The organism is Bacillus sp. FSL M8-0277, from assembly GCF_037975305.1.
Taxonomy (GTDB): domain Bacteria; phylum Bacillota; class Bacilli; order Bacillales; family Bacillaceae; genus Bacillus; species Bacillus pumilus.
In genome coordinates this window covers 635,297-654,317 of sequence record NZ_CP150255.1, presented here as the reverse complement: position 1 = coordinate 654,317, position 19,021 = coordinate 635,297, and the positions used below count along the sequence as shown (strand labels likewise).

Annotated in this window: 15 protein-coding genes and 1 other annotated feature; of the genes, 8 read left to right on the top strand and 7 right to left on the bottom strand. The window is 40.6% G+C overall.

The annotated features are described in order from the left end of the window. The first annotated feature begins 258 nt into the window (after window positions 1–258). The 4 genes from MKZ05_RS03240 to MKZ05_RS03225 all read left to right on the top strand — a co-directional run bounded on the left by MKZ05_RS03240 (window position 259) and on the right by MKZ05_RS03225 (window position 4,973). The gene (locus MKZ05_RS03240; protein WP_339161365.1) at window positions 259–1,146 is read left to right on the top strand and encodes an AraC family transcriptional regulator; all 888 of its coding nucleotides are present in this window, start codon (window positions 259–261) and stop codon (window positions 1,144–1,146) included. 259 nt (window positions 1,147–1,405) lie between these two features. Then, window positions 1,406–1,670 (top strand) — a binding site (T-box leader). Window positions 1,671–1,727: 57 nt separating this feature from the next. Beyond that, on the top strand, window positions 1,728–3,389 hold the full coding sequence (locus MKZ05_RS03235; RefSeq protein ID WP_339161362.1) for a 2-isopropylmalate synthase: 1,662 nt from the start codon (window positions 1,728–1,730) through the stop codon (window positions 3,387–3,389). Further along, window positions 3,390–4,469, top strand: coding sequence for an AraC family transcriptional regulator (locus MKZ05_RS03230; protein ID WP_339161359.1), 1,080 nt, complete (start codon window positions 3,390–3,392; stop codon window positions 4,467–4,469). It begins immediately after the preceding gene. Between the two features lie 18 nt (window positions 4,470–4,487). Beyond that, window positions 4,488–4,973 (top strand): YbaK/EbsC family protein, encoded by a 486-nt coding sequence (locus MKZ05_RS03225; protein ID WP_339161356.1) that lies wholly within the window; start codon window positions 4,488–4,490, stop codon window positions 4,971–4,973. A 79-nt stretch (window positions 4,974–5,052) separates the two neighbouring features. On the opposite strand, the gene guaA is transcribed toward MKZ05_RS03225, so the two are convergent. From guaA to MKZ05_RS03200, 5 genes are all read right to left on the bottom strand, one after another. Further along, on the bottom strand, window positions 5,053–6,594 hold the full coding sequence (guaA, locus tag MKZ05_RS03220; RefSeq protein WP_113386774.1) for a glutamine-hydrolyzing GMP synthase: 1,542 nt from the start codon (window positions 6,592–6,594) through the stop codon (window positions 5,053–5,055). A 185-nt stretch (window positions 6,595–6,779) separates the two neighbouring features. Further along, a complete protein-coding gene (locus MKZ05_RS03215) occupies window positions 6,780–8,984 on the bottom strand; it encodes a transglutaminaseTgpA domain-containing protein (RefSeq protein WP_339161353.1) in 2,205 nt (734 codons plus the stop codon). A gap of 9 nt (window positions 8,985–8,993) precedes the next feature. Further along, window positions 8,994–10,079, bottom strand: a complete 1,086-nt coding sequence (locus tag MKZ05_RS03210; RefSeq protein WP_339161351.1) for a DUF58 domain-containing protein — start codon at window positions 10,077–10,079, stop codon at window positions 8,994–8,996. Window positions 10,080–10,180: 101 nt separating this feature from the next. Next, window positions 10,181–11,143 (bottom strand): MoxR family ATPase, encoded by a 963-nt coding sequence (locus tag MKZ05_RS03205; RefSeq protein ID WP_339161349.1) that lies wholly within the window; start codon window positions 11,141–11,143, stop codon window positions 10,181–10,183. Between the two features lie 102 nt (window positions 11,144–11,245). Next, window positions 11,246–12,145, bottom strand: coding sequence for a cation diffusion facilitator family transporter (locus tag MKZ05_RS03200; protein ID WP_050945681.1), 900 nt, complete (start codon window positions 12,143–12,145; stop codon window positions 11,246–11,248). A 482-nt stretch (window positions 12,146–12,627) separates the two neighbouring features. Here MKZ05_RS03200 and gabP point away from each other — a divergent pair, with 482 nt between their 5' ends. The 3 genes from gabP (at window position 12,628) to MKZ05_RS03185 (ending at window position 16,306) form a co-directional block, all read left to right on the top strand. Next, a complete protein-coding gene (gene gabP, locus MKZ05_RS03195) occupies window positions 12,628–14,016 on the top strand; it encodes a GABA permease (protein ID WP_003214237.1) in 1,389 nt (462 codons plus the stop codon). Between the two features lie 97 nt (window positions 14,017–14,113). After that, entirely contained in the window at window positions 14,114–15,646 is a 1,533-nt protein-coding gene (locus tag MKZ05_RS03190; protein WP_050945680.1) for a multicopper oxidase domain-containing protein, read from the top strand. Window positions 15,647–15,931: 285 nt separating this feature from the next. Beyond that, the gene (locus MKZ05_RS03185) at window positions 15,932–16,306 is read left to right on the top strand and encodes a carboxymuconolactone decarboxylase family protein (protein ID WP_003214068.1); all 375 of its coding nucleotides are present in this window, start codon (window positions 15,932–15,934) and stop codon (window positions 16,304–16,306) included. Window positions 16,307–16,522: 216 nt separating this feature from the next. Here MKZ05_RS03185 and MKZ05_RS03180 read toward each other — a convergent pair whose 3' ends face one another. After that, the gene (locus tag MKZ05_RS03180; protein ID WP_335365501.1) at window positions 16,523–17,572 is read right to left on the bottom strand and encodes a hypothetical protein; all 1,050 of its coding nucleotides are present in this window, start codon (window positions 17,570–17,572) and stop codon (window positions 16,523–16,525) included. 73 nt (window positions 17,573–17,645) lie between these two features. After that, the gene (locus tag MKZ05_RS03175) at window positions 17,646–18,014 is read right to left on the bottom strand and encodes a septal ring lytic transglycosylase RlpA family protein (RefSeq protein ID WP_044141453.1); all 369 of its coding nucleotides are present in this window, start codon (window positions 18,012–18,014) and stop codon (window positions 17,646–17,648) included. A 209-nt stretch (window positions 18,015–18,223) separates the two neighbouring features. Here MKZ05_RS03175 and MKZ05_RS03170 point away from each other — a divergent pair, with 209 nt between their 5' ends. Further along, complete coding sequence (locus MKZ05_RS03170) at window positions 18,224–18,898, top strand: hypothetical protein (RefSeq protein ID WP_044141452.1); 675 nt, start codon at window positions 18,224–18,226, stop codon at window positions 18,896–18,898. The last annotated feature ends 123 nt before the right edge of the window (window positions 18,899–19,021 follow it).

The window sequence follows — 19,021 nt, the reverse complement described above, 5'->3', positions numbered from 1 at the left end:
TTTTAAAGCTTATATTCTATAATTTTATTTGTTTTATAAAGAGAATTACGAATATCTTTCTTTACCAATTTTAAATCTGTGGAATAGCCATTTTTACACACTGTTGTCACTTCATGTTGAGTTAAATTCACTATAGATATACCAGTCCAGGACCTAGGACAAGAATACCCATTCTACTATCGAAACATAGCACAAAAAGTCAAGTTTCCTAAAGAGCATTTCCGCTATACTAAACTCGTAAGGCAAGGAGGTGCTCGGTTGTCCTATCAAGAACATGAAAAAACGATTCAAGAAACATTACATTATATTGAACAACATCTGAAAGACGATTTACCGCTTCAAACTCTAGCGAAACACGCTGGTTATTCTAGATTTCACTTTCACCGTATGTTCAAAAAAGTGATTAAGAAGTCAGTTGTTGATTATATAAGAGAACGACGGATGACCCAAGCGGCGAAGGATTTAATTCATACGGACCAACGGGCGATTGACATCGCATTGCAGTATCGATTTAGTTCACAGGAATCCTTCACTAGAGCCTTTAAGAAGATATATGACATGTCACCAGCACGTTATCGGAGATTACTAAGGAATGTAATTGATAAGGAGGAAAAGAATATGGCTGCAAATAAGAACACACCTACTGGCTGGATTATGACGGGGGACACCCCTTCTGACTATGAAACAGGTTTGGATAACAGAATTGTACACAGTGGTACTAACTCCGCTTATTTGAAATCAAAAGATGAAAAAGCTGGAGGTTTCGCAACATTGATGCAGCAAATTAAATCTGAGCGTTACAGAGGGGAACGTCTTCAATTTTCTGCTTTTGTCAAAAGCGAAGATGTGAAAGGCTCAGCTGGTTTATGGATGAGGATAGACCATTCTTCAGGTGAAATTCTTGCGTTTGACAATATGATGAACCGTCCTATTACAGGAACAAATGGATGGAATCATTTTAGTGTCGTACTAGATGTTCCAGTAAAAAGTGAAGTCATTGCGTTTGGCATATTACTACAAGGTCCAGGTCAAATTTGGATGGACGAACTTAGTTTTAAAATTGTAGATGAAAGTGTGCCAGTGACAGAACAAAATACTGTGGATCATTTAGAGGATGAACCAGTGAATTTAAATTTTGAAGGCTAGTAGACTGAATTTAAGAGGAGGTTGATTGCCATGAAAAAAATTGGTGCGATTTTATTGTTCGCTGTTCATACACTCACCTTTATTTGTGGCCTTGGGTTTTTATTTGGTGAAGAGGATACCACATTAAAACAGAAGTAAAATAAATAAAATTGAAAATGAAGATAAGACACCAATAGGACAAAAAAAATCAATTGAAAAAGATATCCCTACCACTATCTCTTTTTTGTAATCTTGGTATAATAGAAAAAATCAGAAAAATTAGAATGCGATGATAAGGAATAGTACTTGCCGAAATGTTTTCAGAAAGTTGCTGGTTGATGAGAAGCAATAACAAAAAGGCAGGGAACTCACCTTAGAGTAGCCTTAGTGAAATGAAAAGGATTGATGTAGTTAAGGTCGGCACCCCACCGTTATATGGGAAGGATATAAGATCAAACAATCTGTATCCGAATAAGGGCATGATAATGTACGGTTATCATGAAACAGGGGTGGTACCGCGTAAGCAGAAGTCTTTCGTCTCCAAGGTAAATATTGGAGATGATAGGCTTTTTTTATATTCTATTTTCTAGGAGGAATCGATCATGTTTAACCACAAAAAATACGAAAAGAAATACTTTTTGCCACCGAACCTTACGTATGATTGGGTAAAGAAAGAAACATTAGAAAGTGCTCCGATATGGTGCAGTGTGGACTTGCGAGATGGAAATCAAGCATTACCTATTCCTATGAACTTAGAAGAAAAATTGGAAATGTTTCAGTTATTAGTAGAGATAGGTTTTAAAGAAATTGAGATCGCATTTCCAGCTGCTTCTGATACGGAGTTTAGGCTATTACGGACACTGATTGATCATCATATGATTCCAGACGATGTCACGATTATGGTGATCACACAAGCGAGAGAGCATATTATCCGCCGAACCTTCGAAGCCATTAAGGGGGTACCGAAAGCGATTGTTCATTTATATAATTCGACTTCAGAAGCGCAGCGCAGACAGGTATTTAAGAAAACAAAAGATGAAATTAAACAAATTGCCATTGATGGAGCTATTTTAGTAAAAGAACTTGCCGAAAAAACAAATAGTGATATTTATTTTCAATATAGTCCAGAAAGCTTTCCAGGAACTGAAGTTGATTATGCGTTAGATATTTGTAATAGTGTTTTAGATATTTGGAAACCGACACCAACTCATAAAGCAATCATCAATATTCCGACAACAGTTGAATATTCAATGCCTCATATCTTTGCAAGTCAGATTGAGTATATACACAAAAATCTGTCTTACCGAGACAGTGTGACATTATCTGTTCATCCTCATAATGACCGCGGCTCTGGGGTGAGTGATGCAGAATTTGGTGTTCTAGCTGGCGCAGAAAGAGTCGAAGGTACATTATTTGGTATCGGTGAACGTACAGGGAACGTTGACTTGATTACCTTGGCGATGAATATGTATTCACAAGGTTATGATCCAAAATTGAATTTCAATAACCTAGAAGCTATTCGTAAAAAATATGAAAAACTAACAAAAATCACTGTTCCTGAGAGGCAGCCCTATTCTGGGGAAATGGTTTTCACCGCATTCTCTGGGTCACATCAAGATGCGATATCTAAAGGTATGAAATATAGAAAAGAAAATAAAGTTGATAAATGGGACGTTCCGTATATCCCAGTAGATCCCGTTGACTTGGGGAGGAATTATCAAACGGATGTGATTCGAATCAACAGCCAGTCTGGAAAAGGCGGCATAGGCTATATACTAGAAACAAACTATGGCATTCAACTTCCTTATCAAATGAATGAAGCCATGGGATATGCAGCGAAGAAAGTATCTGATCAGACAAATAGGGAATTGTCTGTCGAAGAAATATATCATGTTTTTAAAGAACAGTATGTTGATTTTCACCCTCATTTCCAGCTGCTTGATTATCAATTTCATAAAGGAGAGAAGCAGGAAGTCACCTTAACTTTGCTGAGAGATGATCAACAAATTGAAATACAAGGAACTGGCACTGGAAGTTTAGATGCAATTAGTAATGCGTTAAAAGCATATTTTCATCTCGAGTATGTTTTGGAAGTCTATGAACAGAATTCTTTGGGCAAGGATTCCCAAGCAAAAGCCTGTGCACAGATTGGAATTTCATATCAAGGAAAAATGCATTGGGGTGCTGGAATTGATAAAGATATTATTGAAGCAACAGTGAAGGCCCTGGTGGTTGCAGTAAATAGACTAGAGGTTTGGATATAGATGGAAAAAAATAAACTTGAAAAACATGAAGCGATGCAATATTTAAGAGAATATAACGAGCAAGAAATCTTTTATCAACAATACCAACAGAAAAGGCATGACAATCAATCATTGCAATTATTTTTGAAGGATTATGATCAAACCAATTTAATGCATAAGCAAATATATATAGAAGAATTTTTGCTTAAAGGGCAGAACGAATTTGAAAAAGAGGATACCATGTGGTTAGGTCAGGAGAAAGATATCGAAGTGAGAAAGTATAGCCGTTTTATGCCTCCATTGTCGGCTATCCATGATTTCTTTGAGATGATCTATGTTCTGGAAAATGAGATGTATGTAGAAGTGGAAGATAAAAAAATGACTTTAAAATCAGGAGATATTGCCTTTATTCCACCTGATACAATACACAAGCCAATTGTCATGGAGAATACAATCGCAATCCAAATCATGATCCGTAAAAGTACTTTTCAAAAAGTGTTTTTTAAAATGTTAAAAGGCAATCATGTCATTTCAGAGTTCTTTTTGAATGCATTGTATATAAAAGAAAATAAAAATATTCTTATTTTCCATAGTCGCTTGGATAAACATTTGCTAGACTGCTCTCTTCAACTATTTACAGAAAATTATAATCGGTTTCCTAGTTACCAATTGATTATGAATAATTTGTTTGAGATATTATTAAGCCTCTTATTAAGATTCAAACCAAGTCATATGAACGTAAATCAAGTCAAACAATATAGTGATATACGTATTATTCAAATGCTCCAATATATTCAGCAATGTTGTGAGCATATCACAATCCAGGAGATGGCAGAGGAATTTAACCTTTCACAATCTTATCTGTCAAAATATATAGCTCGTAAGCTTGGCAAATCATTTAGTGAGATTCGACAAGAAATAAGATTGGAAAAAGCCTGCAAAATGCTCACTGGTAGTGATTTGAAAATAGATGATATTGCGACAGCTGTTGGTTATCAAAATGTAGAGCATTTCATTCGTTTATTTAAGAGAAAGTTTCACCTAACACCACATCAATATCGTTTAAATAATAAAGTCGAGCAAACTTCAAATCAATACTAATAAAAAGGAGAAATCATCATGTCGATCAAGAAAGTAAAAGATTATTTTAAACAATATGCTATGGATACTCGAATTCAGGAATTTTCAGTATCTAGTGCAACCGTAGACTTGGCTGCTTCTGCATTGGGCTGCGAACCTGAAAGAATCGCAAAAACACTCTCCTTTCTAGTAAATGGACAAGCTATTTTAGTTGTGACCTCTGGCGATGCAAAAGTTGATAACAAAAAATTCAAGGAATATTTTAAAACAAAAGCTAAAATGCTGCCTCCTCATGAGGTCGTTGACTTGGTCGGTCATGAAATTGGCGGAGTATGTCCTTTTGCTATAAAGAATGGCGTTTCTGTTTATTTAGATATTTCACTAAAACGTTTTGAGACAGTTTATCCAGCCTGCGGGAGCAGTAACAGTGCGATTGAACTAACAATAAAACAATTAGAAAAATACTCCGGTTATTCACAATGGATTGATGTGTGTAAGGGATGGAATGATTCATTAACACATTAAAAAGGAAGGAAAAAGTGCAATTAAAAATAAAAAAGAGCTAGAGACCCTTGATACACAAAGGTTTCTAGCTCTTTTATAACTATTCCCACTCAATCGTAGCAGGCGGCTTACTCGTAATATCATACACCACGCGGTTAACATGCTTCACTTCATTCACGATACGAGTAGAGATCTTTTCAAGGACATCCCAAGGGATTCTTGCCCAGTCACTCGTCATCCCATCAATCGAAGTAACAGCACGGATACCGATTGTGTAGTCGTATGTTCTTGCGTCACCCATAACACCTACACTGCGGATGTCTGGGAGTACCGTGAAGTATTGCCAGATGTCGCGATCAAGGCCGAAGTTGGCAATTTCTTCGCGTAGAATCGCATCCGATTCGCGGACGATTTCTAGTTTTTCTTCAGAAATTTCACCTAGTACACGGATACCTAGTCCTGGACCTGGGAATGGCTGTCTCCAGACGATGTCGTCAGGAATACCCAGCTCTGAACCTAGGGCACGGACTTCATCCTTGAATAGCGTATTCAAAGGCTCAATCAATTCGAACTGCATGTCTTCTGGAAGACCACCTACGTTGTGGTGAGATTTGATTGTTTGTGCCGTTGCTGTTCCGCTCTCAATGATATCTGTGTAAAGTGTTCCTTGTGCTAAGTAGTCGATTCCTTTTAGCTTGTCCGATTCATCATCGAATACATAGATGAATTCGTTACCGATGATTTTACGTTTTTGCTCAGGATCAGACACACCTTTTAGCTTGTTTAAGAAACGATCTTTCGCATCTACTTTAATCACGTTCATGTTGAAACCTTCGCTAAATGTCTTCATAACCCCTTCTGCTTCGCCTTTGCGAAGAAGACCGTGGTCAACGAAAATACATGTCAGCTGATCGCCGATTGCTTTGTGGATCAATACCGCCACAACAGATGAATCTACACCGCCGCTTAGTGCGCACAATACTTGTTTGTCGCCTACTGTTTCACGGATTTTCTGCATTTCGATTTCAATGAAGTTCTCCATTGACCATTTGCCATCGCAGTCACACACGCCGAAGACAAAGTTTTTCAATAGGTCATTTCCGTACTCAGAGTGACGAACCTCTGGGTGGAACTGAACGCCATAGAAATTCTTCTCAGCTAAGCTCATCGCTGAGTTTGGACAATGTGCACTTGTTGCATCAACTGTAAAGCCTTCTGGTACTTCAACAACAAGGTCACCATGGCTCATCCATACGACTTGATCAGTCGGAAGGTCTTTGAATAAAGCAGGCGTTCCATTAATGTGGATATCTGCTTTTCCGTATTCACGCTGGCTTGCCGCTTCTACTTTCCCGCCTAAATAATGAGTCATAAGCTGCATGCCATAGCAAATGCCTAGAACCGGAATGTCTAGATCAAAAATCTTTTCATCACAGCGGAAAGATCCTTCATCATAAACACTGTTTGGACCGCCAGAAAGGATGATTCCTTTAGGCGCCATTTCTTTAATTTCTTCAGCAGTTAAAGTGTGCGGATGAAGCTCACTGTACACACCAAATTCACGAATACGGCGTGTGATCAGCTGATTGTACTGACTGCCGAAATCTAGAACCAAAATCATTTCATTTACTAAATTTGTCATGGTGTCACCTCTATGTCCAATATAGTTTTTATAAACGCACAGAAAAAATGAGAGGAGAAAACCTGCTCTCAGTGTAAATCACGCTTTTGAAGCGCCCAGACTCACATCCGAACGCTTCAATTTCATGTATTTTAGAAGGTTTTAATATTCACCTATTCTAACAACAGGAAGGTACGGGGTCAAGACTATCTCCTGTTTATTAAATTTTCCCATAACTTTGCCGATTGCCGCCAAAGCACCGACGCATCCTCTCGTCGATAGAGTGCCCGCTCATAGAGCTGCGTCAGCTCTGACATGCGATGATCTCCATCCTTGTCATCGATCAAAGAAGCAAATTCTCTTAGCGTCATGCCAGGTTTTTTCTCAATTCCCCTGCGCTTCAGCTGCTTTAATAGAGCAGCATACGCATAAAAGAATGCTTCCTCCTCTGGCAGACGTTTCACCTTTCTCACAATAAAGAATGGCAGCCATCTTGCTCTGAATCGATAAAGCAGCCAACTGATCAATCCTAGAAGGACCATAGCTCCTGCCGCGAAACCCAAGATTGAACCAACATGTACCATATTAGGCTTCGCTTGCGCTGTTTGTTTCTTTGGTTCTACCGGTCGCTCTGTCTCCTGCTGCTGTGGCTGTTCTGCCTGCTGATCTTCGTTTGTATTAGAGCTAGGCTGATCTTCTTCCTTTTGATTATCATCTGTCTGATCGCTAGAAACCGATTCATTTGTAAAGGTCTCTGGGTTCGTAAACCCTTTTGTCGGTTCGAAGGTCACCCAGCCTCTATTTGGAAAATACACCTCTACCCATGAATGCGCATTGTTATTGGTTACTTCATACACATTGTTTCCATCCATCTGTGTTTCATATAATTGACCTGACGTGTACCCTTTCACCCATCTCGCCGGAATCCCGATCGAACGGAGCATCACAATCATAGAGGATGAAAAATTATCACAGTAGCCGATCATCGTATCAAATAAAAATTGATCCACATAATCTTCATTACGACTAGGCACAGCGACATTTTGCGTTTCATATGAAAATTTCGCTGACCCTAAGTAGTCCTCAATCGCTTTGGTCTTATCGTACATATTATCCTTCGTTTCCGTTAAGCTGTTTGCCAATGTTTTCACTCGCTCTGGCAATGAGGAAGGAAGCTGCAAGTATTCACGGCCAACCTCCTGATTGACCTTCTGCTTCGTCGGTACTTTGATGCTCTGCAAATCCTCAAGGATAAATGTAGGCGATAAGAAGCTGACTTGGTAGTTCCCTAAATTTTTCGGCGGATTTTGAATGGATGGGACAATTTTCTCCGTTTTCCCCATCATTTGCAGCGGAATGTTTTCCATTGGCATCAGCATGATCGTCCCAATCGGATAGACGGCATGATTAAATCGATAGTTTGATTCCATATCGACTCTCGTTTCGTGCACCTCTGTTTTTACACGCTCGGTAAACCAACGATTCCGCACACTGTTCTCTTTTAGCCGCGTAGGCTTCGTATCATTTGAGGCATCCTCCCAGCCCTTTCCGGTATAGATACTTTTTGTTTCAACACGAAAGTAAGACGGCTCTTTTCCGCTCCATTTAAAGACCGGTGTGCGGTCCTCACTAAACGGTCCGCCAAGCGACGAATCATCTGTACTATATCCCACCTTATTCTGTCCGGCAGAGCCATCTTGATTCGTCACCGCCTTAAAAAATGGGACAGGATCAGGCCATTTCGGATCAGACTTTGGTAAAGAAGCACCAAGTGTCGCTGACAGAAGAACGAGCGCCAGCATGGGCAAAAACCACTTTAGGCGCGCCTTCTGCGTCACCCGAATGCCTTCAGCCGAACGCAGTCGATCGAAATACAGCAACCCAAGCAGACAAAAACCAAATACCATAATACGAACGATCGCAAAGGTTGCATCATATGGCGTAAACGTATCCAGAATCGTGACATACACAATCGTCATGAGTAAAAAGAAAAAGATACGCTGCTGATAGACCACCCAATAATGAAGCAAGTAGACAAGCAGCCATAACAAAATATAAAACAATAATGTGCGGAAGGAGGGGTACATGTCACTCCACATGCCTGTGCTCATCAAGGTGATATTATCTTTAATATCACCTAATAATGCAGCCGGATAGCTTGGCTCTGCTTGATAAAAGATCAAATATAAAGCGAGCAAAATCAAGCCAGTACAAATAGGAAACGTCACATACCATTTCAAACGAAAGAATGTAAACAAACATGTAAGCCCTATAAAAATGATGAAATAAGACGTATGACTCGTCTCTGTAAAATCTTGAAGCGGTCGAAGCCACTCCCAAAGCAGCAGAAATGCTACAGCATAATAGATGAACAACTCAAAACGGCTTTGCCGCTGATGCGTATGCAGCATAAATGTTTGTCACCTCACAGTTCTTTCGTACAGCCGGTCTTCAAATAAAACGGTCATGCGTATTCCAGATGCCCTAAGCCGGTCTACAAGCTGTTTTTCTTTTGTCGTGAATCGATCCACGGCTCTCTTCACTAAAAGAACAGTGATGTTCTTTCTGTTTCGATTTCCAAAGAGGCTCGCAGCAAGCTCCTCCTGCAGCTGACCCGTGATGACATATTTTCCAGAATGCTGATACTCACTCGCTGCTAACGCCTTATACTCTTGTACGCGAGAAGGGTGATGCTGCACTCTTGTTAAATAATAAAGCATGTCCTGCAAATGAAGTTCTCCTTGATCCACTCGAAAGGCATGCTGATCTCCTAGAGGTACAAGACCTGACGGCACCCCTTTTTTCACTGCCGATTGTAGGACAGATGCTACAATAGACACGACGGTCTCAAAAACTGCTTCATCGGTAAAATCAGCAAACACGACAAGATCCTTTGTTTGATTCTGTTCAAATTCCTTCGTCATCAGCTGACCCCTTCTAGCCGTCGTCTTCCAGTCCACCCAAGCAAAACGATCTCCTTGCTGATATTCCCTTACGCCTGTTGTCACATGGGTCGGTTCATTTAACCACGAGTGAACCGCTTTGCCTCCATTTTCATTCAATGACTCAGCAGACTCCACCTGAAGATCGAGCATTTTCGGATAAACAAGCAGCTTTTTTTCTAACGGAATGATGACTTCTTTCTCCACAAAACCAAACATATCACCCGTTTTGATTCGAACTGCTGACAAATGATGTTCTCCGCGCATGACATCATTCAATTGATAGGAAAAACGCCACGTTTTCCGAAACCAAGGAAACAGCATTTGCTTCATTGCAATTTGTTCCTGTAAACGAAAGGTGTCCGGCGGATCATCCTCAATCAAGACGTAAACGTATGGAAATAGATTTGTCCGCTTAATTTCAAGATCAACAGGCAGCACGTCTCCCGCCTTCAAGCGGGTTTGTTGTAAAGTCCTTTTCGCTGTCACTCTCAGCGGAACGAGCGCAAACAGCAAAGCATACAAAGTATAGGGTAAAAATGCATAAAAAAGGAACCAGCTCACAAACCCTCCCTGAAACATGGCATAACAAAAGACTGCCGCAGTGAGGATGATGAGCATCATCACCCGTAACCATAATGAAAAAGCGAAACGATGACCTAATTTCATTGAGTCATCGACTTTTGAACTGGCACGCCAATTTGCTCAAGCATTTGTCGCAGCAGTGTCTCCGCCTTCTTCCCTTCATACGTCGCTTCTGAAGTCAAAATCATACGATGCGGTAATGTATATGGCGCTAAATACTGTACATCATCAGGAATCACATAATCGCGCCGATTCAACAGGGCATACGCCTGAGCCGCTTTCATGAGGGCGATCGATCCCCTTGGACTCACACCTAAATAAACAGATGGATGCTGCCGCGTCGCTTGTGCAATTTCAACAATATATTCTTTAATGGATACATCCACATGAATAGTCTGAACCGCTTGCTGCAACGCATGGATATGATCCTTTGTCATGACTGCTTGGAGCGTATCAATCGGGGACTGCTTTTCCTGCAAGTTGAGTACCTCCAGCTCCTCCAGCATGGTCGGATACCCCATTTGCAGCTTGAATAAAAACCGGTCCATTTGTGCTTCTGGCAGTGGATAGGTCCCTTCATATTCAACTGGATTCTGCGTAGCCATGACGAAAAAAGGATCAGCAAGCAGCATTGTTTCTCCGTCCACTGTAACACTGCCTTCCTCCATCGCTTCAAGCAATGCCGACTGTGTTTTGGGAGAGGTCCGGTTGATCTCATCAGCCAAAATAATCTGCCCCATAATCGGTCCTTGTCTAAATTCAAATTCATTTGTCTTTTTATTATAAATCGACACGCCTGTTACATCTGAAGGCAAAAGGTCAGGAGTAAATTGGATTCGCTTAAACTCACAGCCAATGGATTTTGCCAAAGCACGAACCATCATCGTCTTCCCAACACCAGGCACATCCTCTAGCAGCACATGCCCCTTCGCCAAAATCGCAACAAGGCTTAATATCGCAATGTCTTTTTTCCCAACCATGACTTTATGGATGTTATCTACGATTTTTTGTAAATCTGAATGCATCGGTTCATCAAATGCCATCCTGATCCTCCTATCACGTTTCCGTTAAATTTCATATAGTCTAACTTTACCATACAACGCGCAATAGCATAAAACATCAACACGTAGAAAAAAAAAGCCTTCTCACGATGGAAAAGACTTCTTCTCTTCTTTTGGCTCACCTGCTGGCTCCATATGAACATGAGAGTGTAAAATATCATGTTCCTTCTTCATTCTACGTTCGATCTCATCTGCAATATCATGGCTTTCTGCAATGTTCAAGTGCGGCTCGACCTCCACTACTACATCCACATGGACCGTACTTCCGAGATACCGTGCCTTAATATCTTTCAAATCGCCCACCCCAGGTGTTGCTTCAATGGTCTCTTTATATTTGGACATATCTTTTATATGAAAACCGTCCGTTAACGAATGAGAGGCATCTCTGAAAATCTCCCACGCCGTTTTACAAATAATGAGGCCAATCACAAACGCTGCAAGCGTATCAATCCATGCCAGTTGAAATTGAGAGGCAATAATCCCTACAAATGTTCCGATACTCACATACGCATCTGATTTATTATCAGCTGCTGCTGCATGAAGAGCTTGGCTATTGATCCGTTTGGACAGATTGCGGTTGTAAATATACACACCATACATCACCACAGCACTTCCTGCTGCCGTCCAAGCTGCGATCATATCAGGCGTTTGATGCTTAGATGAGAAGAGCGACTGGCCTGCACTCAGCAGAACCTGAAGTCCAACAAGCATCATAATAAAGGACGCCACAAGAGACGCAATATTCTCTGCTCTAAAATGACCGTATGGATGATCTTCATCAGGCGGCTTTTGAGAAATACGCAATCCAATCAACACTGCAAGGGATGCAATAATATCCGTCGTATTATTCAATCCATCTGCCGAAAGAGCCTCTGAATGAAACGTATACCCAATCAGAAGTTTCACCGCAGATAAGATCACATAGGCAATGATACTGACCCAAGCACCTGTTTCACCTTGTCTTAATTCGTTATAGCGCTCCATGTCGAACCGCGCCTCCTCACACATCACTTTTCTATTATTTATCTTACAAAGCAAAGCCCGTGTGGGTCTACAGCAACATGATTCGCTTGTGTCAGCAAAATAGGATACATAGAAATGTGTTGACCTATGTAAACTTATTTTTATAAGGTCAATTGACCTCAAGACCTACTCCCATCAACCTTTTTCCAATTCACTCTGTGATGATCATATTGGTAATATCACTCTTTCTGAGAAATTATCAGAATAATTTTATTTTGAGACACAACTTCTCCCCATCCGATCTTATGCTATTTTTAAGAATGAACAGAGGAAAAAGAGGGAACATAATCTCTCAAATCCTTTATACTTTTTAACATCATGTTAAGAGGTTTGAAATGTCGGTTTGATAACCTGTCCAATGCTGAATGACAATTCAGTATGATAAAATTTAAAATATTCTAAAAACAAATTCTCTATAAGGAGAAATGTTTGGAGGTAAAGACATGTCCAACATGACAAACGGTCTTCAAAAAAATCTGAAAACAAGACATATTTCAATGATCTCCATTGCTGGGGTTATTGGCGCAGGGCTATTTGTTGGTAGCGGCGCTGTCATTCATTCTGCAGGGCCTGGGTCCATTCTTTCCTATTCTTTTGCAGGACTTCTCGTGATCTTTATTATGAGAATGCTTGGAGAAATGGCATGCGCCTATCCGACAAGCGGATCCTTCTCACAATATGCGAGCGATGCCATCGGTCCATGGGCCGGTTTTACAATTGGCTGGCTTTATTGGTTCTTCTGGGTGATTGTCATCGCGATCGAAGCCATTGCCGGTGCTGCCATTATTCAGTATTGGTATGGAGATGCACCTGTTTGGCTCACAAGTCTTATCCTCACTATCCTCTTAACATTAACAAATATCTTTTCTGTTAAATCTTTTGGCGAATTTGAATATTGGTTCTCATTAATAAAAGTCGTCAGCATTATTCTCTTTCTACTCATCGGTTTTGCATTTATCTTTGGTTTTGGTGGTCATCATACTGTAGGTCTTGCCAATTTAACGGGGAACGGCGGTTTCCTTCCAAATGGATTCAGCTCTGTTTTACTCGGAATTGTCGTCGTCATCTTTTCCTTCATGGGAACCGAGATTGTGGCAATAGCGGCCGGAGAATCAGCAGACCCCGTCAAGTCTGTGACAACAGCTACCCGCTCTGTTGTATGGCGTATCATCGTGTTCTACGTCGGTTCCATCGCTGTCGTTGTGACCTTGCTTCCATGGAATTCAGCGAGTATTTTAACAAGCCCGTTCGTTGCGGTATTAGAATACATCGGTGTCCCATCAGCTGCTCAAGTGATGAACGTCATTGTTTTAACAGCTGTTCTATCTTGCTTAAACTCTGGGTTGTACACAACGTCCAGAATGCTTTATTCATTGGCAGAAAGAGGCGAAGCACCGAAACGCTTTATGAAAATCAGCAAACGTGGTGTTCCTGTAGCGGCTACAGTCGCAGGCACCTTCTTTTCCTACATTGCCGTCATGATGAACTACTTTTATCCTGAAACCATCTTTTTGTTCTTAGTCAACGCATCCGGCGCCATTGCCCTTCTTGTCTATTTGGTCATTGCTGTTTCACAATTAAGAATGCGCCGTAAAATCGAAAAAGACAATCCAGAACAGCTCAAAATCAAAATGTGGCTGTTCCCATACCTCACGTATTTTACCATTTTGGTCATTTGCGCCATCTTGGCATCAATGCTGTTTATCGAATCAATGAGACCGCAGCTCATTTTGACGAGTATCATTACCTTCGGTGTGCTTGCCGCTTATTTCATCTTTAAACCGAATAAAAAAGTGCCTGCAAATGCAGCGCTTGAAAATAAACATCCGTAATGCTCCCGCTGAAAAGCGGGTTTTTTATTTTATTCACCTATTTTGATGTCCGCACTTATACTGTATCAAATTGGATTTTAAGTGAGGATTAGATAACATGAACCTAGAAAAATTTGTTGACGAGCTGCCAATTCCAGAAGTTGCGAAGCCCGTCAAAAAGAACCCAAGACAAACGTATTATGAAATCGCTATGGAGGAGGTATTTCTAAAAGTTCATAGAGACCTGCCCCCAACCAAGCTATGGACCTATAATGGCAGTTTGCCTGGTCCAACCATTCATGCGAATCGAAATGAAAAAGTCAAAGTGAAATGGATGAACAAATTGCCACTTAAGCATTTTCTACCGGTCGATCACACCATTCACGAAGGCCATCATGATGAACCAGAAGTCAAAACCGTCGTTCATTTACATGGCGGCGTCACACCAGCAAGCAGTGACGGCTATCCAGAGGCTTGGTTTTCACGAGACTTTGAAGCAACCGGCCCCTTCTTTGAACGAGAGGTGTACGAATACCCAAATCATCAGCAAGCCTGCACATTGTGGTATCACGATCATGCGATGGCATTGACACGATTAAATGTGTACGCCGGATTAGCTGGATTTTATTTGATTTCAGATGCGTTTGAAAAATCGCTAGAATTACCGAAGGGTGAGTATGATATTCCGCTAATGATCATGGACCGTACGTTTCAGGAGGATGGCGCGCTGTTTTATCCAAGCAGACCAAACAACACGCCAGAAGACAGTGACATACCAGATCCGTCTATCGTGCCCTTCTTTTGCGGAGAAACCATTTTGGTCAATGGAAAAGTATGGCCGTATTTAGAAGTAGAGCCGCGAAAATACCGTTTTCGTATTTTAAATGCGTCCAATACAAGAACTTACGAGCTGCATCTAGACAACGATGCGACGATTTTGCAAATTGGATCTGATGGCGGCTTTTTACCAAGACCTGTTCACCATCAATCCTTTAGCATTGCTCCTGCTGAGCGATTTGATGTTATCATCGATTTTTCAGCTTATGAAAACAAAACGATCATCCTTAAAAATAAAGCCGGCTGCGGACAGGAAGTGAATCCTGAAACAGATGCGAACATCATGCAATTTAAAGTCACACGTCCGCTAAAAGGGAGAGCACCTAAAACATTACGGCCTATTTTCAAACCGCTTCCACCGCTTCGTCCTAGTCGAGCTGATAAAGAGCGTACGCTCACACTTAGCGGCACACAGGATAAATACGGCCGCCCCATTTTATTGCTAGATAACCAATTTTGGAATGACCCTGTCACGGAAAATCCTCGTCTTGGCAGTGTGGAGGTTTGGTCTATCGTCAATCCAACAAGAGTCACACATCCTATTCATTTACACCTTGTTCAATTCAGAGTGATAGACAGAAGACCATTTGATACTGAGGTCTATCAATCGACAGGGGACATTGTGTATACAGGACCAAACGAAGCACCTCCCTTACATGAACAAGGCTACAAGGACACCATTCAAGCGCATGCCGGTGAAGTCATTCGGATCATCGCTCGCTTTGTTCCATACAGCGGCAGGTATGTGTGGCATTGTCATATATTAGAGCACGAGGATTATGACATGATGCGGCCGATGGATATTATTAAGTAACATGAAACCGATCTCCCGTCACATGCGTAAACACATATATTGACTACATCATTGCGAAGGGCTAACAGACAGCGTTATATTAGCCCTTTCCTTTCTTTTCATTGAATCATTCTAAAATAAAACAATGCATGACTTGAAATGGCATTTATTTGTACATTCAACACTTAAAAAATTGACGCAGCAAACCGATAATACTACTATATACCCATTGCATCTATCAAAAGGCACATTTGCCACACTGAACGAACAAATGGAAAATTGCGATAAAAAACGGAGGAGTTCAATTTGAATGAAGAAAAAGAGACTTGCCAGATCACACAAGAAACAACGGCAGGTAACATAGAGAAGCTTTCAATTCAGAAAAACGAGAGCATTCGGTCAAATATTGAACAGCTAACAATTGAACTCGGTGAACAAAAAGAATTCAACCACTTCATTTTAGATGAAAAACAAAAGGCCATCAGCACATTATCTGCCCTCATTACAAAAGGCGATTGTGATGAAGAATTAAAGACTCATTTTGAACAAGCATTACATATCGGACTTTCTGTCATAGAGATTATGGAGATTATTAAGCACTGTACAAAGGTTGCTGGATTCCCTCACTCCATTAATGCCCTGTTTATTTTTCAAAACTTATTAGACAATAACACCAAATAAATCAGAGAAAACGAGAAGCATATGTCCTCTCGTTTTTTTATGTCCGCTCATATTACTCTCTTTCCTTTCCTCTGTCACTTAAGCAAAATATGAAAATACCACACGTTTCCCACCTTAAAAACTGATTTTCCTTACATAAATTCCTTAATTTCTGCAACATGTCAAATGGCAAAATAAAAAAACGTCCAGTTATATAAAAATAACTGAACGTACCTTTTATCGATTGACAGTGAAATTGTTAACAATCCCGCCATCCTTCTCCCAAACGGCTTCCACTGTTTTCTTCTTGATATTGTATTCAAATATCGTTCTTACCTTTGCTTTTCGACCGGTGTCATCCTTTAATTCCTTTGCGTTTTTAGCAACACCTAAGAAATAAATAGAAGACCCATCCGTAGAAAATTGCGGCTGTGCGGCACTTAAAATATGCACATCCTCACTGTTCTTAACGAGTGTCGCCTGTTTTCCTGTTCCTACATCAAGCATTTTAATAGAGGCTACTTCTTTTTCGTTTCGCACCTTCACTTCTGTATAAATCAATGTCTTATGATCTGGTGAAAATGAAATATCATTGATCGTTTGCGAGATGCGTGCAATTCGCTTCCCCTTCACGCCTGTTTGAAGGGTGATCTTCATGGTCGTTGGTTCAGGGTCTCTTCCCTTTTCATTCGCTTCATCGGTTTTCTTGTAATCTTCTTTTAAGGAATAATGCTGGATTGCCAGAAGGTTTGACGCCGGATCATATGCAAAAGAACTTACCGTGTCATCCTTGCTTTTTTCTGGATATAATACCTTCACTTTGTGTGTGTTTACATCAAACATAGCGACATAAAATTGTTCCCCAGAATCCTTATTATACCTAAGATATAACTGTTTTCCGTCTCCAGACAGCCTCATACTGTCGATGGAATCTTCACTCGTAAATAGCGTTTTTTCTTCATCCGTTTTTACATTCAGTTCTCGAATACTCACTTTTTGCGTGTCTTCATCCGTATACGTGTAATATAAAAGCTGTTTCGTAGAATCATAAGCAATCGAAGGATAGGCTGTCAGTTTCTCCGTATGAAGTGCCCGGTCATGCAAGTAATACGTATTGTTTAACTGTTGATCTGTAAATGAAACGAGTAATTCGTCTTTTGCATCCTGATTTGTTTTCACTTTTACCGCATGCTTCGGCTCTTGCCCCGGCTTCATCATAAAGAAAATGATGGCCGCAATCACTGCGACTCCGATGACCGTGATGATCCACCATGTTGATTTTTTCATTGCCTTTCAGACCCTCTCTACAAGAAAAGAAGCCAGAAAATGAACTTTTCCCGCTTCTTTGCATGCCTATGTATTAATAAGTGTAATGTCCTTTTACGACACCTTTACTTGTTTTAAACCCTAGTGCTTTGAATGCTTTTGGGCTGACGTCTAATACAGCGTTTGGCATTCTACCTACATCATATTTATATACTGTAATCACTTTATGTGGTTTCGCTTTTGTTGTCACTCTTAGTTTTGTACCTTTTTTCGGTACGTCAAATCCCATTTTAGTTGCTGCATCCCAATGACCGAGTTTTTTTCCATCTGCGCCTTTTTTACCGACACCATTATACCAAGTAATATTGCCGCTTACTTTTTTTGCACTTGCTCCATGTGAGAAACTAAACGCCAAAAATAAACTAGCTACTGTTACGATTGTCGCGATAAGCTTTTTATTCATTAAAAAATCCTCCGTATTTGGTTTCTGCACTTATTATACATGAAGATGCCCCCAGTTATTTTACAGTCACATTACAATTCGAATACAAATTGACCACTTTATGACCGATTTTGTTCATAAAAAATACCAAAATCAGCCAGAACAATGTAAGCAACTCCTCTCTTTCATTTTATATAATAAAAATGAATCAAATATAAGGAGGAATTTTTATGAAAAAGTGGTTCATCGTTTTGAGTGTGAGTTTAGCGTTGGTTTTGATGCTTTCAAGTCTTCCTGCCTCAGCAGCTAGTCCTCGTCACGGTGCGATTGTGACACAAACGGATGAAGCCAAATGGTCAGGCATCTCCGCTGATATTGTGCTTCCGAAAACAGCGACGATTAAAAATGGCTATGCGGACTGGTACCTCGGTCTCGGCTCTGCCGTTATAGAGAGCGGTATTTCAAAAACGTCTTCTGGCTATAAAGTCTTTCTAGGCAGCGGCTCACAAGGTGGCAGTCAATATTGGAACAGCGAATATGATAAGAGCATTAAGGATGGTGCACGTGTCAACTTAAAGCTCATCAACAATGGTGATGGCACAGTGTCACTATACGTCAATGGGACATTGCGCTATAAACAGCCTGTTTACAAACCTAGCCGTCTGAAAAACCTCGATGTCGTCAAAATGGTACACGGCGTTCAGGATAATGGGGCAAACAGCTACACACAAGCAAGCTTCTCGAATGTACAGCTTCGTGCAGATACATCAGGAAGCGTCTATAAAAAATGGGATGGGTCCATCAAATCATCGCTTTTACGTAAAAATTTAGAATCAGGTGCTGCGGCTCCTAAATTCACCGTCATTTCTTCTGTTCCATTAAGTACAAGCCTTTCCGCACAATAAGAAAAAAGCGCCCTTTTTGGGTGCTTTTTATTGTTCACAGCTTATCAACACTTCTCTTTTAATCAAATCAAGGATTCGTGGTAACATAAACATACATACTTCGAAGAAAAAAGGAGAACGAAC